This is a genomic window from Erythrobacter fulvus (assembly GCF_028595285.1).
In the GTDB taxonomy this organism is placed as follows: Bacteria; Pseudomonadota; Alphaproteobacteria; order Sphingomonadales; family Sphingomonadaceae; genus Erythrobacter; species Erythrobacter fulvus.
Window position 1 is genome coordinate 96298 of record NZ_JAQQXQ010000006.1, and the last position, 23500, is coordinate 119797.

Below are 23500 nucleotides of genomic sequence, written 5' to 3' on the forward strand. Positions count from 1 at the left end.
CAGATGCTGCGGACGCGCCGGGGCAGAGGCGTTCAACCCGCTGCGTCGCCGATCTTGCGCTGTCCGGTTTCCGCCGGATGATCGGCGAGCGCCAGCAATTCGCGCGCCAGCGTCACGCAGGCCTCGCCCGACTGCTCCATCGCCAGCGCCCGTTCGAGCGCCGCCGCGCTCTCGCCCAACGCGGCCTCGCCGAACATTCCGGCTGTGCCGGCCAGCTTGTGCAGCAGCAGTGCGAGCGTTTCGCCCGATACCGCTGCCGCCGCCGGTCGGGGCGCGGCCAGCGTGCCGTCGCGCAGTGCGGCGCGAACCGCCTCCACCGCCTCGCGCCGCCGCGCCTCCCAGCGAGCGAGCAGGCGCGGCGAATGCGGCCGGACCGGCCAACCGGAGACACGCTCCCCGCGCGCTCTGCCTGCTTCCGTGACGGGGACAGTCTCGACGATGCGTGTCGGCAGCCAACGCTGGAGCGCGCGCACCAGATCGCGCAGCGCAACCGGCTTGGCGAGATGCGCCTGCATCCCCGCAGCCCGCGCGGCGGCGATATCTTCGGGAAAGGCATTCGCAGTCAGCGCGATGATCGGCAGCAAGTCCGGCCCGATCCCCTCGGCCCGAATCGCGCGGGTCGCGGCATAGCCGTCGCACCCGGGCATCTGCACGTCCATCAGCACCAGATCGAACAGCTTGTCGCGCATCACGCTGTCGATCACCATCGCGATCGCTTCGTTCCCGTCATGCGCGATGGCGACATCCTGCCCGCAACGTTCGAGCATCTCGCTCACCAGCATGCGGTTGATGTCGTGATCCTCGACCAGCAGGATCCGAGACGCCGGGGGCATTTCTGCCTCTTCGGCATCCCCCGCTTCTTCCGCCGCGCGTTCTGCCTGCGCCAATTGCGCGGGCAGCACCAGCGTGAAGCGCGATCCCTTGCCCGGTTCGCTTTCCACCTCGATCCGCCCGCCCAGCAATCCGGCCAGCTGGCGGCTGATCGACAGTCCCAGTCCGGTGCCGCCAAACCGCCGTGCGATGTCGCTTTCCCCTTGCGTGAAGGGGTGGAAGATCATTTCCAGCCGGTTGGCGCTGATGCCGATCCCGGTATCGGCAATGCTGATGCGGATGCCATCTTCGCCCACCGCATAGGCCAGCGTGATCGCCCCTGCCTCGGTGAATTTCACCGCATTGCCGAGCAGGTTGAGCACGATCTGGCGCAGCCGCAGCCCGTCGGTCACGATCCAAGGGCGGCGCTGATCGTCGCCGTCATGTCGGGGCAGATCGTCATCGTCGTTCGCGAAGACGAGGGTCAGGCCTTTTCTCTCTGCCGTCAGGCGGTGCAGCGCTGCGCACTCCGCCAGGGTGGCGTGCAGATCGACCGGCGCGTGATCGATCCCAAACTGGCCGCTTTCGATCTTCGACAAATCCAGCACATCATTGAGCAGCATCATCATCGAACGGCCGGATTCGACGATCATCTGCGCATGGCGGCGCTGATCGGGGTCCAGCTCGCCGCGAAGCATCAATTCGGCAAAGCCCAGCACGCCGTTCATCGGTGTGCGGATCTCGTGGCTCATATTGGCAAGGAATTCGCTTTTGGCCTGTGCCGCATTCTCGGCATGGCGGCGGGCGCGGGTCAGCAGCAGCTCCAGCTCGACCCGCTCGGTCACATCGCGCGCGGCCACGACCACGCCTTCGCGCAAGCCGGTTTCGGGATTGCGGATGATCGCGCAGTCGGCCTCGAGAAACACGGGGCTGCCGTCGGGATTGTCCTCGACCCGGCGATAGGTCACGCGTTCCTTGTCGGACGTGCCGTCGAACAACCGCCCCAGCGCCTGCATCGCCCGGTCGTGCGCTTCGGGGTGCAGCCGTGCAGTCACCGGCTTGCCGACATAGGTTTCGGGCGGCGCCCCCATCACCTCGCGCACCGAAGGCGAGGCATAGGTGCACACGCCATCGAGGTCATAGCGCAGCACCGCATCGGTGATATTCTCGGCCAGCAGATCGACCTGCCGCTTGCCCGCTTCGAGCTGGGTCATGATCCGGTCTCGCCCGGCGAGGATCGCGGCCACGGGCAGACCGGTCAGGAAGTTGGCGGCGACGAAGGCTTGCAGCAGGTGCAGCTGGGTCATCCCCGCGGACGAGGCGGCGGCGATCGGCCCGAATCCCGCCCATGTCATCACCCCGGCCACCAGCGCCACCCCGGCCACATGCACCGCCGTGCCGAGGCTGCCGAGCCGGAAGGCGTGCAGCAGTGTGATCGGCTGGATCAGGAACATCAGCGGATAATGCGCCTGATTGAATACCAGCAGCGCGCAGGTCATCCCTGCGATCAGCAGCCCGAACCCCTCCCACCGCCGCGCAGAGGCAAACGGCAGGCCGCCGCGCACCCAGTCGACCAGCAGCAGTCCGGGCGGCACGATCAGCACCATCGCCATGCTGTCGGTCAGGAACCACGTGACCGAACCTTCGCGGACTGCCGCCAGTTGGCCACCCATGATCGGCGCGACCAGCACGGTCGAGACCAACGGGCCGACCAGCCCGCCGGCCCAGACGAAGCGGGCAAGATCGGACAGGCGGCTCATGTCGATTGGCCGGTCATCCGCAGTGCGCGTCAGGCTCACTACCAATGCGATCTCGACGATATTGGCCAGCGAGAACAAAAGCGCGGTCTGCCATGGCAGTTGTAGCACCTGATTGGCGGCAAGGCTGGCAAGGAAGGCCAGCGCGAGGAAAAGCCATTCATTGCCGAGCCGTGCGCGCAGCAGCAGCACGACCGCCAGCGCATTGGGCAGCCATACGGGCGCCACCATCGCTAGGCCGCGATCGGGGAGCAGGCTGAGGCAGGCCAGCGCAAGGTAGGCCGCGCCGCCCAGCACGGACAGGACCAGCGAGCGATGATCGATCGGTCCGGCCGCCAGCCGCACATGCGCCAGCCACGCATCACGCATCCGCTGCGCGCGTGGCTGCGGCGGTGCCTCTGTTTCCGGGCCGGCGCAGGACATGCGAACGCCGCTTCCGTCCGTCAGGGCGGAATCCTTCGGGCTGCCGGGCACGGCGGCTCCGGCGCCTAGGTCACAGTGTGTCGCGCGATCGATCCTTGCGCTCCATCGCCAAAATGTGCGGTCGTGCTATAGGAAGTCGAAGAGCGATTCCGGCGTAACCTCGTCCGGAATGGAGGCACAAGCGATTGACAGGACGTCCGCGATGCCGCGACCGATAGGCTTCCAGCGTCAACGTCGACGCCCCAGCCTGCCCTTGCTGGCGGGTATCGTGTTGCTGCACATCGCCGCGCTTTATGGTCTGGCGCGGGGTCTGGCGCCCGATTTCACCGCTTCGGTGCAGAAACAGGTGGTCTCGGCCTTTACCGTCACCGTCACAACTCCGCCGCCGCCGCCCGAAAACCAGCCCGAACCGGATGAGGGGGCGCAAGGCGATCCGGGGAAGGATGCGGTGCCGCAGCCTGTGACGCAGCCTCCCGCGCCGCGCGATCTGCGCGAGGAAACGCCCCGCCCGCGTGCGTCCTCCACCGGCACGGCCAGTCGATCGGGTGCCACCTCGGCAGGCGAGGGGACGGGGGCGGCCGGCAGCGGGTTTGGTACCGGCAGCGGTAATAGCGGCGGCGGGCGCGGGGGCGTGGCCGTGACGAAGCCGGTGCATATTTCCGGCAGCATCGACAATGCGCGCGATTTCCCCGTGCCCGAAGGCGGACGTTCGGCGCGGCAGGGCACAGAGGTGATCGTGCGGGTGATCGTCGGCACCGACGGGCGCGCGCGCAATTGCAGCATCTATCGCCCGAGCCCCGACCCCGAAGCCGATCGCATCACCTGCCAGCTGGTCGAAAGCAGGCTCGGCTTCCGGCCCGCGACCGATGGCCAGGGCAACCCCGTGGCAGCGCCGTTTTACTGGCGCCAGCGCTGGTTCTGATTGCGGGGATTTGCCCCCTTTTTGCACAGGCACGGCATTGGGGCTGGCATCGGCGTTTGGCTTGATATAGCCGACATTTGCGGCAGCAAGGAGCAGAATACGTCGTGCCTATCCACCCGGTGATCCTTTGCGGCGGAAGCGGCACCCGGCTGTGGCCATTGAGCCGCGTGGCGCTGCCCAAGCCGCTCCTGCCGCTGGTGAGCCAGGAAACGCTGTTCGAACAGGCGGTGCGCCGCATGGCGGGCGATGATCGCTTTGCCCCGCCGATGGTGGTGGCAGGTGCGGCCCATGCCGATATCATCAGCGATCAGCTGCGCGATACGCCGGGCGCGCGGCTGGTGATCGAACCCTGCGCGCGCAACACCGCGCCCGCGATTGCGCTGGCAGCGGCGTTGTTGCCCGAAGACGCGGTGATGCTCGTCTGCCCGAGCGACCATTATATTGGTGACAGCGCCGCCTTCCGCGCCGCGGCGCTGGCGGCAGCGGCGCTGGCGGCGCAGGATTATCTCGTATCCTTCGGCATCGCACCCGACCGGCCCGAAACGGGATATGGCTATCTCGAACGCGGCGATCCGCTTCCCGGCGGCTATGCCATCCGCCGCTTCGTCGAAAAGCCCGACCTCGCCCGCGCGCGGGAATATCTCGCCAGCGGCGATTTCAGCTGGAACGGCGGGATCTTCGCCTTCCGCGCCGGACACCTGCTGGCCGAACTGGCCGTACACCGCCCCGATATGGCGCGGCTGGTCAGGCAGGCGGTAAGCGAAGGGCGGGATGATGGCGCGCGCTTCCTGCCTGCGGCAGAACCCTTCGCCGCGATCGCGGGGGATTCGATCGACTACGCGGTGATGGAAAACACCGATCGTGCGGCAATGGTGCCGGCGGACATGGGCTGGTCCGACATCGGCAACTGGGCCGCGCTCGCCGATGCGCTGGCCGCTTCGGTGGATGGCAACGGCAATGTCGCCCGCGGCGGGCCGGTCGATCTGGCTGACTGCAAGGGCGTGTTTGCGCAGACCGACGGGCCGCGCATCTCCGCCGTCGGGCTGGAGAATGTGTGCATCATCGTCAGCGGCGACGAAGTGCTGGTCACCACGCGCGAGGGCGCGCAGGCGGTCGGCAAATTGCCAGGGGCCGCCAACCAGTGACGGCGCGCCAGCTTCCCACCCGCATGGTCGCCAAGGTCTGGGGTCGCGAGCAGCTGCCCGCGCCTTTCGTCGCGCCGCAAGGCGAACGGATCGGGGAGATCTGGTTTGAACCGCCGCCCGAATTGTCGCAGGTGCTGGTGAAATACCTGTTCACTTCCGAAAAGTTGTCTGTCCAGGTGCACCCGTCCGATGCCGATGCGTTGCCGGGCGAGGCTGGCAAGGAAGAATGCTGGCTGGTGCTCGACGCCCAGCCAGGCGCCCGCCTCGCGATCGGCTTTGCGCGGGAGGTTTCGTCACAGGAGATTGAGGCCGCCGCGCTTGGTGGCACGATCGAGAACCTGCTCGCCTGGCATCCCGCGCGCGCGGGCGATCTGTTCTATCTTCCTGCCGGTACCGTTCATGCCATCGGCCCCGGCGTGTCGCTGGTAGAGGTGCAGCAGAACAGCGACACCACCTTCCGGCTTTACGACTATGGACGCCCGCGCGAGCTCCACCTCAAGCGGGCGCTGGCGGTGGCCGAAGGCGGTCCCTACGCGGCCGAGCACCGCCGCAGCATCGCTGCCGGTCAGGTGCTGGTCAACGGACCGCATTTCCGGTTTGACCGGATCGAAGGCGTGCCCGATGCCGCGACGATCGCCGCATATGACGGCGCGATGCTGGCCTTGCCGCTAGCTGGCACAGTCGCCGCGTTGGACGGCACGGCGCAGGCCGGTGCGGGGGAATGTCTTTATGCGCCGGGTCTTGGCGGCCTCGATTTCAGCCGCGCCGAGGTAACGCTGCTGGTGCGCCCGGCTTAGTCGCTCAGCCTGCGATCAGCCGTTCGATATCGCCCTTGCCATAAGGCTTGCGCAGCACTCCCGACGCGCCGAGCCGGTCGAATGTTCCGCCGCCTTCGGCATAGCCGGTCGCCAGCACGAAGCGCACACCGGCATCGCGCAGGGCGGCGGCAATCGGCTCGGAACTTTCGCCCCCCAGATTGAAGTCGATCAGCGCGAAGTCGGGCGGGCTTTCGGCGATTGCGGCCAGTGCCCCTGCGACGCTGCTTTCCACCCGGACTTCAGCCACGCCGAGACGTTTGAGGTTCTCCTCGGTGTCGAGCGCGATGATGATGCTGTCCTCCACCACCAGCACCCGCGCGGGAAGCGAGGGGTCTGATGCCGGTGCGGGCGCGGATGGGGGCGCCGTTGCAGGCGCGGGGCGCGTCGTGGCGGCATCGGCCAGATGACGCTGCGGGATGAGGAAGTCGGCCTCCAGTCCCTCCAGCCGGAAGCGCACATCGGCTTCGCCGCCCAGATCATGCGGGATCGCGCGGCTGATGATGGTCGAACCAAACCCCTGCCGCGCGGGCGCGCTGACCGGCGGTCCGCCTGCCTCGCGCCAGCCCAGCGCAAGATCGCCGAACGCCGTGCGCGCCAGCCGCACCTCAAGCCGTCCCGCCCGCGCCGACAACGCGCCGTATTTGGCCGAATTGGTCGCCATTTCATGCACCACCAGTGCCAGCACGGTATAGGCTTCAGGGCCGAGCGCGACGTCCTCTCCGCTCAGCGTAAAGCGGGCAGCGCCGGTGCCCCGATAGGGCGCGAGTTCGGTTTCCAGCAGATCGCGCAGCGAGGCCGGGCCCCAGTTCTTGGCGGTGAGGTTTTCATGCGCGGCGGCCAGTGCGGCGATGCGCCCGCCGAGGATCGCGGCAAAGCCGGGAACGCTCAACGCCTCGTGCTGCGACTGCGTCACCAGCGCCCGGATCAGGCCGAGGATATTGCGCACCCGGTGATTGAGTTCGGCAATCACCAGATCCTGCTGCTCGGCCGAACGGGCGCGTTCGCGGCTTGCCTCTTCGCCCAGCCGCAGCACCACTTCGATCAGAGTGCGGCGCAGGCGGGCAGCGATCTCGCATTGTTCGGCATCCCAGTCGGTGCTGCGACCGCGCACGATTTCCTGCCACGCGGCAAAACTGGCGCGCGGCTGGAGCAGTTCGCCGGGTGCGGCGCGTGCCTTGTCCGGATCGCCAGCCCAAGTGATTGTCCGGTCAAGCGGGCGGCGCCACAGCACCAGACAATCGCGGCTGGCGCGCGACAGCGGCAGCATCAGCGCACCGGCGGCGAAATCGGCAAAACCACCCGCTTCGGGGATCTGATCGGCAAGCCGGTTGCTGGCGTGGACCCCGCCGCCCAGCGTGCTTGCCAGAAGGGGAGCGATCTTGCGGAACGCGGCTTCGTCCGGCGCGGCACCGCTGGCGCGGTATTCGTCCCCGACCAGCAGCGACAGCCCGTCATGCGGCACCGCATCGCGCAGCAATTCGGCGATCAGCGGCAAGCTGTCGGCCAGCGCCAACCCGCCCGTCAGCCGCAACAGCAGCCGGTCGTTGAGCTCGCGCGCGCGTGCGCGCAGTTCTTCCGACCGGGCGACCAATATCCGGTCAAGCATCAGGGAGAACGTCTGGCTGAGCAGTTCCGCCACGGTGCGCAGCGAGAACGGCGGCAGGCGCGGTTCACGATGGTGGCAGGAAATCATGCCCCACAGCCGATCGTGCCGGACGATCGCGATGGCGAGCGAGGCGCCCACGCCCATGTTGCGCATATAGGCAAGGTGCATCTGCGAATGGGCGCGCAGCATGCTCATCGACAGGTCGAGCGGGGTGTCGTCCGGCCCGCGTTCGGGGATGATCGGTACGGCGTCTGCGTCCATGTCGGCGATCACCCGGAAGCGATTGCGGCGGAACAACTCGCGCGCCTGCCGGGGGATGTCGGCGGCCGGATAGCGCAGGCCGAGAAACGGCTCCATTTCCGGCTCGCGTTCCTCGGCCACCACTTCGCCGCTGTCGTCGGGGTGGAAGCGGTAAACCATCACCCGGTCATAACCGAGCATCTGTCGCACCAGCCGCGCGGCGGTTTCGCACAGGGACTGCGGATCGGAGAGAGCCTCAAGCTTGGCGATGACGGGCACGATCATCGCCACGTGATCGGCGAAATCGTTGCGGGCGTGGGGTTCGAACTCGATCACCGACAAGTCGCCGCTGCGATGCACGGCGCAGTCGAACAGCGTGCCGTTGCCGGCAAGATCGAGCCCGAAGCGCCGCTCCGGCACGTCAATCCCGGCCAGACTGGCGAACGCCTGTTCGATCAGTTCGAGGGCTTCGGGGTCCAGAATCGCGGTCAGCGGCGTGCCGGGGCCGGGCTGCGCGGCGAGGCCGAGCAGGTCCGCAAGGTTGGCCGAGGCATGGGCGAGCAAGCCTTGCGCATCGGCCGCAATCAGCCCGCCGAAATTCTGGATCGCGGCGATGTGGTGGATCGGCTCACGGTCGCACTCGGTCAGCGAATCCTGTCGCTGGTGGAGATTCATGCGACAGCCTCCGCCGTTTGCGCTTTTTCGGCCAAGGCAAGGAAATGCGCGAATACCGCGGTTGCCGCATCGGTCGCCCCTTCGGCCTCGTCCGTCCCGGGGTGCTGTTCGATCCGGCTGCGCAAGGCCTGCCAGAAGCCGAGCATGGCATCATCACCCAGAAAGGCCATCGGCCATGCCCCGCCGCCAATCCGGCGCACCTGCTTGGCGATGCTGCGATTGCCGAGCGCCGAACCGGCTAGCACCCAGGCCGCGCCCAGCGCATGGCCGGCGCCGGTGCGGCCGATGGTGAACATCGGTGCAGGCTCAGGGGCGGGCCTGCCCAGCGCCGCCAGATCGTGCGCGATTAGCGGGGTCTGGTGCGGGGGATTGAGGCCGTCGGGCGCATGGGCATCAAGCCAGTCCTCGATCGGCGCGCGCGCGGCATGCTGGAGTTCTAGAAAGCGGGCATAGTCCTCGCGCTGCTGCCAGCCGCTGGCCTCCTGCATGGCGTGATCGAGCAGGTCATGCGCGGCCATCGTTGCGGCACGAAGGTGGCTGCGCAGGTCGTCATCCAGCCCTTTCTGTTGCTTGCCCGCTGCCATGAGACCTGTCTTTCCCTGCCCTTGCGAGGGCAGAATGCCGGTCTGCCTTGCACGCCCGCCGCGTAAAGCAAGTTAGGCACGATTCCCTGTCCGATAATTGTGACAGATCAAATCGGGTAAGGCAATCAATCTGCGAAGAGTTGCAGGCAGTAACGCCAGGGGGCGATCAGGGCGCGAGCAGGCGCTGGCCTTCCTTCTTCACCGCCGCTTCCAGCGGGCCTTTCATCACCGAAAGCAGCATCGGCAGGTCCATGCTGATCACCACGTGATCCTCACCCACATCGACGCGGCCGGGGATGGACATGCCCATCACTTCGGCGGTGATGTCCATCCGGTCATCGCTGCTCCAGCCGGTGGTGACATTGGCAAGACCGGGAGGGAAGAACCCGGCAATCTCGTCGGCATGGTTGCGCATTCGCCGGCGGACTTCCTCGCGGGAAAGATCGTGTTGCAGCGTGACGCGCATGGTTTAGCCTCCCGTTTTGGTGGGCGCGACCGAGAAATCGGGCAAGGGCACGCCGGTATCCGGCATTCCGCCGCCGCCGGTCAGATCCTCCAGCGCCTCGGCCCCGCCATAGCGGTATTCGAGATAGCGGCTCTTGATCGCCAGATCGTCAAGTGCGCCTTCCGCAAGGCGGCGGGTGACCCGATCGACTTCGCCAGACAGCTTGGTGAGGCTTTCGGTCAGGCGCTGGTCGGCGGTCTTGCCGGCGTGTTCTTCCGTGCGCAGCTGCGCCGGGATCTTGCGGTAATTGTCGATCGTCTCGGGGATATATTCGCCCACCAGCTCGCGCACTTCGGCCATCGCGGGTTCGTTGTCGCCCAGCCCCTTGAGCTGCACTCCGAGCGCGTCCAGCTGCACGCCCAGCTGATCGACGATCGCCTGCGCGGGGGGCGGGAGCGCGGGGCGCTGGGCTTCGAGCCACAGCTCGGTGCGGGCGACCATCTGTTGCGGGTTGCCCTGTTTGAGATCGGCGCGCCTGGGAACCTTCACCTTGGGGAAAACCCCAAGAACGCCAACCGCAACGACCGTGGCAAGCAGCGTTGCCATGAAGCCCCAGAACAGCAACGGGCCGATAACCGCGCTGAAAATCCCCGCCCCTACCCAGATCGCCACCACCGCCAGCGCGATGTTGCGCACCCGCTTGAGCAGGCTTTTCATCTTCAGCTTTGCCGAACCGCGCCCGATGCTCTTGGCGGGGCGGTGGGTGCCGCCGTCGCGCTGTACCGCAAGGCTTCGCTTGGCCTCGCGCAGGATGCTTTCGCTCTGGCGGGTACTATCAGCCATCAGCGATCCAGAGCCAGCAGCGAAGGTTCACTCGCCGCGACCTTGGCCTGCGCCTGGGCCTGGCCTTCGGCGCGGGCGATATAGCCCTTGGACTTTTCGACCTCGGCCGACAGCGTGGTCACGGTCTGCTTCATCGAATCCAGCGCGCGGATCTTGAAATTGTCGACCTCGTCCATCGTGTCGTAGATGTTCTGGAAAGCGCGCTGGAGCGTTTCCAGCGGGATAGTGCTGGACGCCGCCTGTTCGTGGATCTGCGCGGTCTGTTCGCGCAGCAGCGTGCTGGTGGAATCGATGATGTCGCTGGTGGTCTGGTTCAATGCGGTAATCTGGCCAAGCACCAGCCGCTGGTTCGTCATCGCCTGCGCGACGGTGACGGCGGTGCGCAGGGCGCCGACGGTGGTGGTGCTGGCACGGTCGACGCCCTTCACCAGTTCGACATTGTTCTTCTTGACCAGATCGAGCGCAAGGTAGCCCTGCACGCTCACCGCCATCTGGGTCAGCAGATCCTGCGTGCGCTGGCGGACATAGAACAGCGCGGATTCGCGCAGCGCCTTGGCCTTGGCTGGATCGGAGCTGTCGAGTTCGAGCGCCTTGGCCTCCAGCCGCGCATCCAGCGTCTTGGCGATGTGGATCATCTGTTCCAGTTCGCCCATCGCCGCCCACAGCTTCTGCCGCTCGGTATCGATCGCGGCATTATCGAGGTGGAGTTCCTTCTTGCCGCTTTCGAGCCGCTGGAGGATCGCCGCGATATGGCCCTGCGCGGAGGTATAGCTGTCGAAGTAGTTCTTCAGCTTGTTGCCGAAGGGGATGATGCCGAGGATCTTGCGCGGGCCGGAAATCTTGCCCTTGCGGCCCGGATCGAGGTCTTCGACCGTCCGGCGCAGTTCGGCGAGATCCTTGCCGACGCTGCCGTCGGCATCCATCGCCCGCACAGGCCGGTCGAGAAAGCGGTTCGACATCGCCGCGGCGGCACGGATCTGTTCCTGCCCCATGCGGGTGATCTGATCGACCTTCTCGCCGAATTCGGGCGAATTGGCATCGATCGAGACTAGTTCGTTGACGAAGGAATCGACCTTGGTGTCGAGCTTGGATTTCTGTTCGGCGCTGACCGGAACAAGGCCCGCGGCCTGTTCGGGCGCGACTTCGGGCACCGGATCGGGCGGGGTCAGCGAAAAGTCCCCTGAGGTCGCGGTCGCGGTTGCGGTCGCCGTTTTGGTCTCGGTGCTCATGCCTGTCTCGTGCTCCCTCATGTCCCGGCGCGCCGGGCACCGGTCATCCCCACTGTATTAGTAATCTAAAACACACCTTTCAAGTTCGCGCTGCACGCTACTCCGGAACGCCGTCGTCCGTCCATCGCCGATACTCGGCAAGTCGCTCACGCTTGGCAAGTGCCTGTCCCGCAGACTAAAGGGGGCCATGCCAAATCGTGCAAAGGCCAATCGATGAGTGATACTGCCAAACCCGACGCCGTACCCGAGCCCGGTGCGGATATCGGTGCCGAGGACGTCGAACTGGCCAAGCCGAGCATGGAAGAGGACGAGGCGGCGGCCAAGGCTGCGGACGACACGAAGGAAAAGGCCGGGCAAGCCGGGGCTGAATCCTCCGGCACCCAACACCAGTCCGCCGCGCGAGCTTCGCTGGCTGCCGCGCTGGTCACCGTGCGCGAATGGTGGGCTGAACAGGTTATCGGTCAGGTCGATCAGGCCGAGGTGATCGAGCGGCGGCGCGAGGATTGCGCGCTGTCCGAACGCTATCTTTTCATGACCGCGATGAGCGCCGGTATCGCGGTGCTCGGCCTGCTGCTGTCCTCGCCTGCGGTGGTGATCGGGGCGATGCTGCTTTCGCCGCTGATGGGGCCGATCATGGGGCTGGGCTTCGCGCTGGCGATCGGCGACTGGGACTGGCTCAAACAGTCCGGACGCAGCCTTGCCGTGGGCAGCATATTGGCGGTGCTGTTGTGCGCCGCACTGGTTTTCCCGTCACCGATCCAGACCATCACGTCGGAAATCGCCGCACGCACCCGGCCCAACCTGTTCGACCTGTTCGTGGCGTTGTTCTCCGCGCTTGCGGGCGCCTATGCGATGATCCGCGGACGCGAGGGCACGATCGTGGGCGTTGCCATTGCCACCGCCTTGATGCCGCCGCTGGCAGTGGTCGGCTTCGGGCTTGCGACCTTCAACTGGACGGTGTTCTCGGGCGCGTTGCTGCTGTTCGTCACCAACCTGCTCACCATCGCGCTCACCGCTTTCGCGATGGCCAAGCTCTACGGGTTCCGCAGCACGCTGACCAAGGGGCAGACCAAGGCGCAGAATTTCTTCGTCGCGGCGGTGTTCGTGGCGCTGGCTGTTCCGCTCGCCTTCACGCTCCAGCAGATCGCGTGGGAGACCAACGCCCAGCGTATTGTGCGCGATGCGATCCGCGAACGGTTCGAGCGGCCTGCGCAGATCGATGCCGTGGAGATCGACTTTGCCTCCGATCCGCTGGAAGTGAGCGCGATCATGTTCACGCCGGTAATCCGGCCCGATGCCGAAAAGGAAATCGCCCGGGCGCTGGAAAACCGGCTGGGCCGGGAAGTGATTCTGACGCTGACACAGACCCAGACCGAAACGGGCGCGGGCGCGGCGCAGCGGGCGCAGCTTTCCGCCACCCGTGCGCAGGAAGCCGCAGCAGCCGCTGCGCGTGTGCAGGCGCTCGCCACCCGCCTTTCGCTGGCGGCAGGCGTGCCTGAAGGCGACGTGCTGATCGATCGCAACCGTCGCCGTGCGCTGGTGCGGGCGAAGCGGCTCGATGGCGCGCCGCTCGCGGTCTATCGCACGCTCGAGACGCGGATCGCGGCGACCGAACCGGAATGGACTGTCGAACTGATCCCGCCGCAGGCATCGCTCCCGGCAGTGATCGGTTTCGACGAGGACGGACCGACCGCGCAGGGCAGGGATGCGCTGGCGGTGATCGCCTGGGCCGCGCAGCGGCTAGCCCGCGGCGTGGTGCTGACTGGCGACAGCGATCAGGCCGATATTGCCGCCGAGCTTTTGCGCGAACAGGGCGTGGAGGTTCAGCTGCGCAACGGCTTCGGCCCGCTGCGCGTGGAATGGGCTGCGGAGGAATAGCGGGGGCAGCATAAGAGGCACCCGGCTGCGCGCAACATTATAACAAAGTATACAAAGGTGACACCGTGTCACCTTTGCGGGATATGGTTTTCCGTCGTATTTTCAGCACTATAAACCCTGCCCGTCCCAGCGGACGGACAGTGGCGGAACGCGCGAAATCGCGTCTGGCGGTTGTGAAACCACCCTTGCAGCAATGCGAAAGAGCCACGCCGAAGCTACGCGTCCGGCCGCCTGTAGGAAACGGCGGCTATTGCCTTCGACAGACCGAAACCTGCCGTTCGGGAAGCGACCCCATTGCTGACAGTCAGCACTTGTGCGAGCTTTAACGCATGGCGGAGACATCTTGACCTGCCCCCCAAAGGAGCAATCGTATGGACAAGATCAATCGCCGCCTGATGCTGGGCGGACTGGGCATGGTCGGAGCAGGTCTGGCAGGTGCGGTAAGCGCACAATCGACCGGGCGGAGCAACGTGCTTACCGCCAATGCCGCGCCAACGGCCCCCGACCCCAGCGCCAGACACCGGCTGCGGTTCGCTGTTATCGGGCTCGACCATCCGCATATCTACGCGATGACAGACGCGCTGATCCGCGGCGGCGGCACGCTTGTGGCGGTTAATGCGAGCGACCCGCGGCAACTGACGCCCTATCTCGCCCGCTATGGCGACGTGAAAGTTGCACGCACCGAAGCCGAAATCCTCGACGACAACAGCGTGCAGGTCGTGGTCAGCGCTTCCATTCCCCATCTTCGCGCGCCGCTTGGCATTCGTGTAATGCGCGCCGGAAAGGACTTTCTTTCGGACAAACCGGGGATCACCAGCCTTGCCCAGCTGGCCGAAGTGCGACGCGCGATTGCGAAGACCGGGCGCAAGTTCGCCATCATGTATTCGGAACGGTTTGAAGTGCGCGCTGCGGTCAAGGCGGGGGAGCTCGTTCGTGCCGGTGCGATCGGGCGGGTGATTCAGACGGTCAACATCGCCCCACACCGCATAAGCGCGCCCAACCGGCCCGAATGGTTCTGGGATGTGAAGAACTATGGCGGCATCCTGACCGACATCGGCAGCCATCAGGCCGATCAGTTCCTGTTTTACACCGGGTCCACCGAGGCGCAGGTCGTGGCATCGCAAATCGGCAATCTGGACACGCCCGGCCATCCGAAATTCGAGGATTTCGGGGATATGACATTGAGCGGCAATGGTGGGACCGGCTATATCAGGGTCGACTGGTTCACGCCTGACGGTCTGCCGACTTGGGGCGACGGGCGCTTGTTCATCTTGGGCACCGAAGGCTACATCGAACTGCGCAAGTACGTCGACATTCAGGGCCGCCCGGGTGGAGACCACCTCTTTCTGGCTGACAGCAAGGGCACCAGCTACATCGATTGCAGCAATGTGCCACTCCCGTTCGGTCCGCAGTTCGTTTCGGACGTGGTGGAGCGGACAGAGGTCGCTCAAAATCAGGCTCAGGCCCTACTTGCCGCCGAACTGGTGCTCACCGCTCAGGCCAAGGCAAGAAAACTTGTCAATGGGCCGCGTCCAGTGCTCCAAGGTGGATGAAGTGCGGTCAGACATCAGACAAGGCAATGAATGACAAGGAAGACAGTAGGGCCGGGCTGCGCTTAAGCGCGTCCGTGACCTGCCCCCTGAGAAGTGGTCGGTTTTGAGAGTTAGGATTTCGGCTATTTACGGCTTGAAAGGAGCTGGAGGATGGCACGGAAGAAATAAACGCCAGAACAGATTATCGGGATGCTGCGTGAGGCCGAATTTCGGCTGTCGCAGGGAAAAAGGATCGGGGGAGATCAGCCGATCACTCGGGATCTCGGAGTAGAGCTACGATCGCTGGCGTCGTGCCTAGCTGACCTTCAGCCTGCCCGAAAGCGGACGTCGAGCGCGGGGCGGTGGAAGCCTTACGCCGCCAGCGCGATCGGGACGATTTCGCCTGCGAGGTACAGCTTCTTCGCCTTGGCCCGCGACAGCTTGCCGGACGAGGTGCGCGGCAGGGTGCGCGGGGGGACCAGTTCGACAATGCAGCTCATGCCCGTGACCGAACGCACCTTGTCGGCGATCTGGTCACGCAGGCGCACGCGTTCTTCCGGATCACTGACCTTGCAGTGCACCAGCACCGCCGGGGCTTCCTCGCCGTTTTCCATCTCGATCGAAAAGGCGGCGATGTCGCCATGGTTGAAGCCGGGCAGCTGTTCCACCGCCCATTCGATATCCTGCGGCCAGTGGTTCTTGCCGTTGATGATGATCATGTCCTTCGCCCGGCCGACAATGAACAGATAACCATCGGCGGTGTAGCCCATGTCGCCGGTGTCGAGCCAGCCGTCCTGAAGGCAGTCTGCGGTCGCTTCGGGATTGCGGAAATAGGAATGCATCACGCTGGGGCCGCGGCACCACACCTTGCCGATCTGGTGATCGCCGCGCGCGGCGCCGTCTTCCCCGCGGATCGCCACTTCCATGTCGGGCAGCGCCTTGCCGCAATTGACGATCGCGCGGTAGCGGGCCGGACGCGAAAGATCGCGCGGGGCGCCCGACAGGCGCTCTTCCTCGACCAGTTCGACCCGGATCCCTTCGCCCGGCGGCATCACCGTCACCGCCAACACCGCTTCGGCAAGGCCATAGGACGGGGTGAAGGACGAAGCCTTGAACCCTGCCGGCGCGAAGGCATTGACGAAGTTCTGCATCACGTCGGGCCGGATCATGTCCGCGCCATTGCCCGCGATCCGCCAGCGCGACAGATCGAAACGTTCGGCGACGTTGCTCTGGCTGGAAATGCGGCGGGCGCAGATGTCGTAACCGAAGGTCGGCGAATAGGACAGCGTGTTGCCCGGATTGCGGCTGATCATGTCGAGCCACGCCAGCGGACGGCGCGCAAAGGCGTCGGGTTTGATGAAATCGGCCGAAACCTGGTTGGCGATCAGCGACAGGAAGCAGCCGACCAGACCCATGTCGTGATACCACGGCAGCCAGCTGACGCAGCGGTCATTCTCGCCAAGGTTCATGGTGGTCGAGTGGCCGTAGAGATTGTGCAGCAGCGCCTTGTGGGTCACCGCCACCCCGGTGGGGAAACGGGTCGAGCCCGAGGAATACTGCAGGTAGCAGATGTCGTCGGGCGAGGCTTCGGGCAGGTCACAATCGGGCGCGGGGCGCAGGGCGAAATCCTGCCAGCTCTCGCTCGCGCAGCCCTGCCGCGCGGCGGCCGCGGACGCCATTTCGCCGATTTCGCCGGGATAGAGTAGCAGCTTGGGGTCCGAGCTCATCAACTGCACGGCGAGTTGATCGATATAGCTTTCCTTGCCGCCGAAGGTGGTCGGCAGCGGCAGCGGCACAGGCCAGGCACCCGCATAGATGCAGGCGCAGAACAGCGCGGCGAATTCGGCCCCGGTTTCCGCGATCAGCGCCACGCGGTCTTTCTTGCGGATCCCGGCCGCGATCAGACGGCGCGCCATCACCAGCGCATCCTCGCGCATTTCGGCATAGGGATAGACTCGCGCCAATTCCCCGCGCATGTCGTGGAAATTAAGGCCCTTGCGGCTTTTCGCGGCGTAGTCGATCGCTTCGTTGAAGGTTGCGAATTGCGCGCGCAAACGCGGCAGGTCGCAGTCATTCGGCGTCGGCGTCAAAACGGCGTCGGTCATATTTTTCAACGATACCCGTCAGTTACGGCGCGTTCCGAGGCGATGCCTCGCTTGCGCTCTAGCGTAGCCCCGTTTCGCCAGTCATAGTCCGGCGCGATCCTGAGGTTCGCATTTAAGTAGGAAGGTGGCACGAATAAGGCGAAATGGTTTCAGGTAAAGCGAATTCGTCATCCCGCGGTCGTGATACCGGCGGGCGCAAAGGGGCAAAACCGCCGCTCGATGAGACGGCTTTGCGCGATCTGGCGCTGTCCTATGTCGCGCGTTTCGCCAGCACCGGCGCGCGGCTCGAAGCCTATCTTGCGCGCAAGCTCAAGGAGCGCGGAACCGCCATTGATGCCGATGGACGCGAGGTGCGGATCGACGTGCCTGCGTTGGTCGCCCGGCTGATTGCGCTCGGTTATGTCGACGATGCCGCCTATGCCCGGATGCGCACGCGCGATCTTGGCGCGCGAGGTTACGGCGCACGGCGGGTCGATCAGGCATTGTGGGCCGCAGGGGTGGACGAGGCCATCCGCACCGAAACCGCGCCGGGCGAAGCCGCGAGCCGCCGCGCCGCCGCGCTGATGGCGCGCAAGCGGCGGCTCGGCCCCTTTGGTGCGGGCGCGGAGGGTGACGCCGATCCCCTCGACATTCGCAAGGCCCGCGAAAAAGCCGTTGCAGCAATGCTGCGCGCGGGCCACGATTACGAACATGTGCGGTTCATCCTTGATGCAGCGGAGCCGGACGATGTGGAGGCGTGGGTCGAAGAGGCCGCCGACGAGGAAGGGTGCGAGGGATCATGGTAAGACTGTGGCTGGTGGCAGGCATGGCGGTACTGGCGGCATGTTCGCCGGGCGAAAGCGCGACGGCGCAGGCGCAGGCCCCCGCACCGGCAGAAGCGAGCGGGGAAAGCCCGCGTCATCCGGTTTCGGGGCTGGAAGTGATCGATCTGGTGGTCGATCGCGGCGGCAAGCGGCTGCCCTTCCGGGTTGAACTCGCCGCCAGCCCGCAGGCGCAGGCGCGCGGGCTGATGTTCCGCACCGAACTGGGCGATAATGAGGGGATGCTGTTTCCCTCGGTCGTGCCCGAACCGCGCAGTTTCTGGATGAAGAACACGCCGCTGTCGCTCGACATCATTTTCGTCGGGCCGGACGGGCGGATATCGAACATCGCGGCCGACACCGTCCCCTATTCGCTCGATTCGGTGTCATCGGACGGGGCGGCGAGCGCGGTGCTGGAACTGCGCGCCGGCCGGGCGAAGGAACTCGGTATCGTCCCGGGAGATCGGGTGATTTACACGCTTCCCTGATTGCGTGCCCAACTGCGTGGGTTCTCGTTTTCCGCATCGCCTCCGCGATGCGAAATCCTCGCTCACGCGGCCTGAAGGCCGCATCGCTGCGGGCGGCCAGCCGGCCTTGCGGCCCGTCCGTTGGCGGGCCGAACCGGTTCTGATCCTCCAATCCCTTCTTGGCGACCTGATCCAATTCGGCTAGGCGCGCGTCCATGGGAATCCTCGCAAAGATCTTCACCTGGTGGGATGGTGCCACGATCGGCACGCACCTGTGGGCCAGCCGCGTGGGCGGCGAGCATGTCGGCACCGATGGGGCCGGCAACAAGTATTACCGCTCAAAGAGCAAGGCCAAAGCCGGCGGGACTGCCAATAACGGGTCCTACACGCAGCGCGAGAAGCGCTGGGTTATCTATAACGGCGCCAATGATGCCAGCCGGGTGCCTGCCGAATGGCACGGCTGGCTGCACGGCACCTATGACGATGTGCCCGAAAGTCACCTGCCTGCGCCCAAGGTGTGGGAGGCCGATTACACCCCCAACGCCACCGGCACCGCGCAGGCCTATCTCCCGCAAGGTGCGCTGGAGCGCGGCGGCCAGCGCGCCCGCGCGGTGGGCGATTACGAAGCCTGGACCCCGGGGAGCGCCGAGGGCTGAGGCGCGTCATGCGGCTTATCCCCCTTGCCGCGCCGCTGGTCTGCGCTTTGTCACTCGCCGCTTGCGACAAGGCGGGTGAGCCCGAGACCGAGGGCGTTCGGCTCGATTCGCCTGCACCCGCCGCCACGGCCGGCGCGGAAAGCGGCGAGGTCGACGATAATGGCGCGACGCCGATGCAGGATCGGGTGGCGACGCTGGGCCTGCTCAACAAACGCAACAACGTGTCCGAGGAAATCACGCTCAAGCCCGGCGAGAGCGCCGAGCTTGGCCCGGTGATCATCCGCCTGTCGGCCTGCGAGCGTACCGCGCCGTGGGAATTGCCGCAGGAGACGGGGGCGTTCGTGCAGGTCGACATCCGCGAGCGCGGACAGCAGGAACACCGCCGCGTGTTTTCAGGCTGGCTGTTCCGCGAATCGCCCAGCCTCAACGTCGTCGAACATCCGGTCTATGATGTCTGGGTCAAGAATTGCGCGATGCGCTGGCCGGGAGAGGCCGCCGCTCCTGCGCCCTCCGCGTCTCCGTTACCGGCCCCGACCCCGGCGGCATAATCGCCCGCTTCGCTGAACGCGCGCCACGCCGTGCCGAGGCTGGTGCGCGGACGGCCCTGTGCCTGTTCCACCCGCCGCCGGTATTCGCGCTGCGGAATCTCCACCGCGCCCATGGAACGCAGGTGTTCGGTCATGAACTGGCAGTCGAGCAGCGAGAAGCCCGCCCGATCCAGCAGCGCCACCAGCCACGCCAGCGCGACCTTGCTGGCATTGGGGACGAGGCTGAACATGCTCTCGCCGCAGAAGACCCGGTCAAACGACACGCCATAAAGCCCGCCGACCAGTTCGGGCGTGCCGTCGTCGCCCGGTTGCCAGCATTCCACCGAATGGGCGTGTCCCGCGCGGTGCAGGCCGATATAGCTTTGCACGATGCGTTCGCTGATCCAGGTTTCGGGATGATCCTCGCGCGGCTGGGCGCAGGCGCGGATCACCTGCTCGAAAGCGCGGTCCACGGTGACGGTAAAGCGATCGGCGCGCAGCACCTTGCGCAAGCTTTTGGAGACATGCAGCCCGTCCAGCGGCAGAATCGCCCGTTCGCGCGGTTCGACCCAGAACACCTCGGTATCCTCGCGCTTGTCGGCCATCGGGAAGATGCCGCTGCGATAGGCAAGCAGCAGGGTTTCGACCGGGATGGGAGGGCGCAAGGGGGCGTGCATCTTGCACCGCACAATACAGACGGCAAAGAGGATTGCCTATCCCCCGCGCCTTCGATAAAGGCACCGCTCCAACGCGCTGCAGGGGTGTAGCTCAGCTGGTAGAGCATCGGTCTCCAAAACCGAGGGCCACGGGTTCGAATCCTGTCACCCCTGCCAACCTCCCAAAATCGTTATATTTCAACCCCTTGCGGGGATGGGCGTGGCCCGCGTGGGCCAGCTTTGTGGTCCAGTCTCGTATGCCACAAGAGGTATGGGCGTGCTCCTGCGCGCAATGCTCTTCGAGTAGTCGATTCTTTGGTCGAGGGGTCTATCCAAGAGCCGTCTCGGCAGGCCATAACCTTTCATCAAGGATGGCGCGCAAAGAAGGGGGGCACATGAAGATTACGTTCATGTTGGCGGCAAACGACTTTTCTGGTGGATGTCAGGTAATCGTCAAGATCGCCTTGCTGCTTCAGCAGCGCGGTCACGAGGTCCGTCTACTTTGTCCGAAAAGAACATGGAGATCGCCCAGAGTTATTATCAGAGACTTTCTGAAGAAGGGAGAGCTTCGCTTGAAAGATCCTCAAAGAGGGTACGCTGATCAACTCGGGCAATCATTAGTTTATCTAAGACCTCAAACTCCGGTAAGATCCACTGATGTTCCAGAAGCCGACGTTATTATCGCGACGTGGTTTGAAACTGCTCACTGGGTGGCCGCCCTTCCGGCCCGTGCTGGCGGGAAGCTATACTTCATGCAGGATTATGGAGCTCCCAATATGCCGTTTGAGCGCCTTGTCCCAACATGGCGTTATCCATTTGTTTTTGTGACGCTCACGAATGCTCTGGCTGGGATGATAAGGAGTGAGAATGAGCGAGCTGAAATCTTCGTGATGAAGAACGCAGTGTCATCCTCTGCCTCTCAACCTTTGCGTAGGACGAGACCCAAGCAACCAAAGATCGGCTTTGCTTATCGCAGCCTTTCTTCGAAAGGCATGGATCTGGCGCTCGCTGCTTTGAAAATTGCAAAGGATGCCCGACCCAATCTGACGGTGGTTTGCTTTGGCAGGCAGAAACCTGAAAGCCTGCCCTCTTTTGTAGAGTTCGCTGCCGATCCAAGCGATAAGGAGCGAGACGAGATATACGCAAGTTGTACTGCTTGGTTGTTTCCAAGCTTGCTTGAAGGATTTGGGCTGCCGATCATTGAGGCTATGGCTGTTGGAACTCCGGTGATTGCCACCAAAGCCGGAGCAGGGCCAGATATCGTCGTCACTAGTCACAATGGCATTCTCCTAGATTCCTTCGGGCCAGAAGAGATGGCTGAAGCCATTATTGCCATGGCTGATCAAGACGATGAACATTGGGCGCGCCTGTCGGCACGAGCTGTAGAGTCCGTCTCAAATTATACGTGGGATGATGCTGTGGATATTTTTGAAACTGCTTGTTTTTCTGCCGCATCCACGCGTTCCAATGAGGTTATGACCGGTAAAGGCGCAGGATAATTCTGATTGTCGCCCAATCGGAACGCCTCGGAAAAAGCAGGGCGTCAGGCGAGTGTATTACTGAAATAACACGCTCGAAAAGGGCAGGGGCTCAGGCCCCCAGCCGCTCCAGCACCCGCTTGACCCCCGAAGGATGCCAGCTGCCTCCCCTCGGTGCCTCGATGTGCCGCTCGTTCAATGCCTGAGCGATCTCCCGCAGGCTCTGAGCTCCCGCCGCCCTTACGGCCTCGATCTCCGCCGCAAGCTCCCGGGCGCGGCTAGCAGCCCCGGCCTTGACCGCATCCACCGCTGCCACGTTCCCCTTCGCAGCCTTCCGGAGCGGCGCGGCCCCGTTCGGGTTGCCCAGCTTCACCCCCCGGGCCTTCGCGGCCTTGAGGGCCTCCCGGGTGCGCGTGGAGATTGCCTTGCGCTCCGCTTGGGCCACGGCGGCAAGGATGTGGACGGTGAGCTCGTTGGCCTCGGGCATGTCGGCGGCGATGAACTTTGCCCCGCTGTCCTGCAGGGTCGACAGGAACGCCACCGAGCGGGACAGGCGGTCGAGCTTGGCGACCACCAGCGTGGCACCGGCGAGCTTGGCGCGGCGGAGGGCCTCGGTAAGCTCTGGGCGGTCGGCCCGCTTGCCGCTCTCCACCTCGGTGAACTCTGCGATGATCTCCAGCCCCCGGGCCTTGCACACCTCGGCAACGGCCATGCGCTGGGCCTCAAGCCCGAGCCCCGAGCGGCCCTGAGCGGCGGTCGATACGCGGTAGTAGGCAACGGCTTTCATCGGTGAACCCTCACTGTTCCAAACTGTCTGACGTTCTTTAGGCAGATTGGAACAGCAGGAAAAGTGGGGTGTCACTCAACTGATCGCAGCCCAGAATCGGTTGGACTCAACCGCCCCGCCACACAATCCCGCTCCATGATGCGGCCCCGGGTTGCCCCCTTGATACAGGAACGACGGGGCACCCCACAGGACACCGGCGGGAAGCGGAGGGCCCCCTATGGGGGAAACGTGGCGTTCACGCTCCTGCGCCTCCCGCTTCGGATTTCTTCACCGGGAGCGACGGATCACCATGTCAGTCTTTTTCAGTGAGGAATTGAGGCGGCCCTAGCCCTGAACTCGTTAAGTCTAGTTATGGGCACCGCAAAATAATTGGTAGTCCTTCGTGGGTACTGATGGCTATCGAGAAAAGCGTCAAGGGTCATCACACCACCGGTATGTGCGAGCCGATTGGGTGCGAGCAAGCCATAACCCCGATCAGAGAAAAAGCTAAAGATATCCTCTTTTGTAAATCCAAGAACATTGCCGGGTCCGCTTTCAAACATGATCAGTGGCTGACACTTCTCAATGAGCCGTGCTGCACCCCGAAGAACGCCTAACTCCGCACCTTCAACGTCAATCTTGATCAAATCAGCCTGGTCGAGCAAGTCATCCATCCGTTTCATGGCGACTGTGATCCGACGAACGCTTCCCTTTTGCTCTGCAAGCGAACTGTAGCCACTTTGGCTAAGATTGACGAAAAACTCAGCCTCACCCGATTGGTCGGATAACGCACACGAGTGAATCGTAACTGTCGGGAACTTGCGGATCAGCCATGCAACCTTGTCCGGCATTGCCTCGAAAGCGACAATCCGTGCGCTTGGGCAGTAATGACGCACCTCTGCGATCACTGAACCGATATGTGCGCCTACGTCGACGAAGACCTCGTTTGGTCGGCAAAGTTGGGCAAGAAGTCGAGGAGCCAACTGGTCGTTGACGGTCGTGCCTAGAGCAACACGGGGGGTACGGATCAGCGAAACAATGTCGCGAGCGGCCGACAGCCAACGCCCAATCTGAGTTCCAACAAGCCGTTCTTTCAATGATGCCACCGAAGCGTCCCCCTTTGCAAAGTTGTCAGCAT

20 protein-coding genes and 1 tRNA gene are annotated in these 23500 nt (G+C 64.7%); 11 read left to right on the forward strand and 10 right to left on the reverse strand.

Going from position 1 to position 23500, the window contains the following annotated elements; translation table 11 throughout:
• Nucleotides 1-32: 32 nt before the first annotated feature.
• A complete protein-coding gene (locus tag OIK40_RS09220) occupies nt 33-2990 on the reverse strand; it encodes an ATP-binding protein (RefSeq protein WP_273678019.1) in 2958 nt (985 codons plus the stop codon).
• Between the two features lie 202 nt (nt 2991-3192).
• On the opposite strand from OIK40_RS09220, the gene OIK40_RS09225 reads away from it, so the two are divergent.
• The 3 genes from OIK40_RS09225 (at nt 3193) to OIK40_RS09235 (ending at nt 5854) form a co-directional block, all read left to right on the forward strand.
• Nucleotides 3193-3912 carry a TonB family protein gene (locus OIK40_RS09225; RefSeq protein WP_273678020.1) on the forward strand — a complete coding sequence of 240 codons (720 nt, stop codon included), beginning with the start codon at nt 3193-3195 and terminating at the stop codon, nt 3910-3912.
• A 104-nt stretch (nt 3913-4016) separates the two neighbouring features.
• Entirely contained in the window at nt 4017-5057 is a 1041-nt protein-coding gene (locus OIK40_RS09230; RefSeq protein ID WP_273678021.1) for a mannose-1-phosphate guanylyltransferase, read from the forward strand.
• A gap of 23 nt (nt 5058-5080) precedes the next feature.
• A complete protein-coding gene (locus tag OIK40_RS09235; RefSeq protein WP_273678162.1) occupies nt 5081-5854 on the forward strand; it encodes a class I mannose-6-phosphate isomerase in 774 nt (257 codons plus the stop codon).
• 4 nt (nt 5855-5858) lie between these two features.
• On the opposite strand, the gene OIK40_RS09240 is transcribed toward OIK40_RS09235, so the two are convergent.
• The 5 genes from OIK40_RS09240 to OIK40_RS09260 form a co-directional block, all read right to left on the reverse strand.
• Entirely contained in the window at nt 5859-8396 is a 2538-nt protein-coding gene (locus OIK40_RS09240; protein ID WP_273678022.1) for an HWE histidine kinase domain-containing protein, read from the reverse strand.
• Complete coding sequence (locus OIK40_RS09245) at nt 8393-8980, reverse strand: biliverdin-producing heme oxygenase (protein WP_273678024.1); 588 nt, start codon at nt 8978-8980, stop codon at nt 8393-8395. The genes OIK40_RS09240 and OIK40_RS09245 overlap by 4 nt, the downstream gene beginning before the upstream one ends.
• A 166-nt stretch (nt 8981-9146) precedes the next feature.
• A complete protein-coding gene (locus OIK40_RS09250) occupies nt 9147-9446 on the reverse strand; it encodes a polyhydroxyalkanoic acid system family protein (RefSeq protein ID WP_273678026.1) in 300 nt (99 codons plus the stop codon).
• A gap of 3 nt (nt 9447-9449) precedes the next feature.
• Entirely contained in the window at nt 9450-10268 is an 819-nt protein-coding gene (locus tag OIK40_RS09255) for a hypothetical protein (protein ID WP_273678028.1), read from the reverse strand.
• A complete protein-coding gene (locus tag OIK40_RS09260) occupies nt 10268-11497 on the reverse strand; it encodes a toxic anion resistance protein (protein WP_273678029.1) in 1230 nt (409 codons plus the stop codon). The genes OIK40_RS09255 and OIK40_RS09260 overlap by 1 nt, the downstream gene beginning before the upstream one ends.
• Nucleotides 11498-11710: 213 nt before the next feature.
• Between OIK40_RS09260 and OIK40_RS09265 the strand changes: the two genes are divergently transcribed.
• Nucleotides 11711-13375 (forward strand): DUF389 domain-containing protein, encoded by a 1665-nt coding sequence (locus OIK40_RS09265; RefSeq protein WP_273678031.1) that lies wholly within the window; start codon nt 11711-11713, stop codon nt 13373-13375.
• Nucleotides 13376-13746: 371 nt separating this feature from the next.
• The gene (locus OIK40_RS09270) at nt 13747-14928 is read left to right on the forward strand and encodes a Gfo/Idh/MocA family protein (protein WP_273678033.1); all 1182 of its coding nucleotides are present in this window, start codon (nt 13747-13749) and stop codon (nt 14926-14928) included.
• A 350-nt stretch (nt 14929-15278) separates the two neighbouring features.
• Here OIK40_RS09270 and OIK40_RS09275 read toward each other — a convergent pair whose 3' ends face one another.
• Nucleotides 15279-17012: a fatty acyl-AMP ligase gene (locus tag OIK40_RS09275; RefSeq protein ID WP_273678035.1), complete on the reverse strand. Its 1734-nt coding sequence runs from the start codon at nt 17010-17012 to the stop codon at nt 15279-15281.
• Between the two features lie 230 nt (nt 17013-17242).
• Between OIK40_RS09275 and OIK40_RS09280 the strand changes: the two genes are divergently transcribed.
• The 4 genes from OIK40_RS09280 to OIK40_RS09295 all read left to right on the forward strand — a co-directional run bounded on the left by OIK40_RS09280 (nt 17243) and on the right by OIK40_RS09295 (nt 19483).
• A complete protein-coding gene (locus OIK40_RS09280) occupies nt 17243-17797 on the forward strand; it encodes a regulatory protein RecX (RefSeq protein WP_273678037.1) in 555 nt (184 codons plus the stop codon).
• Entirely contained in the window at nt 17791-18300 is a 510-nt protein-coding gene (locus OIK40_RS09285; protein WP_273678038.1) for a DUF192 domain-containing protein, read from the forward strand. The genes OIK40_RS09280 and OIK40_RS09285 overlap by 7 nt, the downstream gene beginning before the upstream one ends.
• A gap of 194 nt (nt 18301-18494) precedes the next feature.
• Nucleotides 18495-18935 (forward strand): NADH:ubiquinone oxidoreductase subunit NDUFA12, encoded by a 441-nt coding sequence (locus OIK40_RS09290; protein ID WP_273678039.1) that lies wholly within the window; start codon nt 18495-18497, stop codon nt 18933-18935.
• 8 nt (nt 18936-18943) lie between these two features.
• On the forward strand, nt 18944-19483 hold the full coding sequence (locus tag OIK40_RS09295; protein ID WP_273678040.1) for a DUF2155 domain-containing protein: 540 nt from the start codon (nt 18944-18946) through the stop codon (nt 19481-19483).
• On the opposite strand, the gene aat is transcribed toward OIK40_RS09295, so the two are convergent.
• Nucleotides 19381-20139, reverse strand: coding sequence for a leucyl/phenylalanyl-tRNA--protein transferase (gene aat / locus OIK40_RS09300; RefSeq protein ID WP_273678042.1), 759 nt, complete (start codon nt 20137-20139; stop codon nt 19381-19383). The genes OIK40_RS09295 and aat overlap by 103 nt on opposite strands.
• Nucleotides 20140-20219: 80 nt before the next feature.
• Here aat and OIK40_RS09305 point away from each other — a divergent pair.
• Together OIK40_RS09305 and OIK40_RS09310 are read left to right on the forward strand one after the other, a co-directional pair.
• Nucleotides 20220-20295: transfer RNA gene (locus tag OIK40_RS09305), tRNA-Trp, on the forward strand.
• A gap of 218 nt (nt 20296-20513) precedes the next feature.
• Entirely contained in the window at nt 20514-21617 is a 1104-nt protein-coding gene (locus OIK40_RS09310; RefSeq protein ID WP_273678043.1) for a glycosyltransferase family 4 protein, read from the forward strand.
• Nucleotides 21618-21708: 91 nt separating this feature from the next.
• On the opposite strand, the gene OIK40_RS09315 is transcribed toward OIK40_RS09310, so the two are convergent.
• The gene (locus tag OIK40_RS09315) at nt 21709-22383 is read right to left on the reverse strand and encodes a recombinase family protein (RefSeq protein ID WP_273678044.1); all 675 of its coding nucleotides are present in this window, start codon (nt 22381-22383) and stop codon (nt 21709-21711) included.
• Between the two features lie 302 nt (nt 22384-22685).
• Nucleotides 22686-23468, reverse strand: a complete 783-nt coding sequence (locus OIK40_RS09320) for an FkbM family methyltransferase (protein ID WP_273678045.1) — start codon at nt 23466-23468, stop codon at nt 22686-22688.
• Nucleotides 23469-23500: the final 32 nt, after the last annotated feature.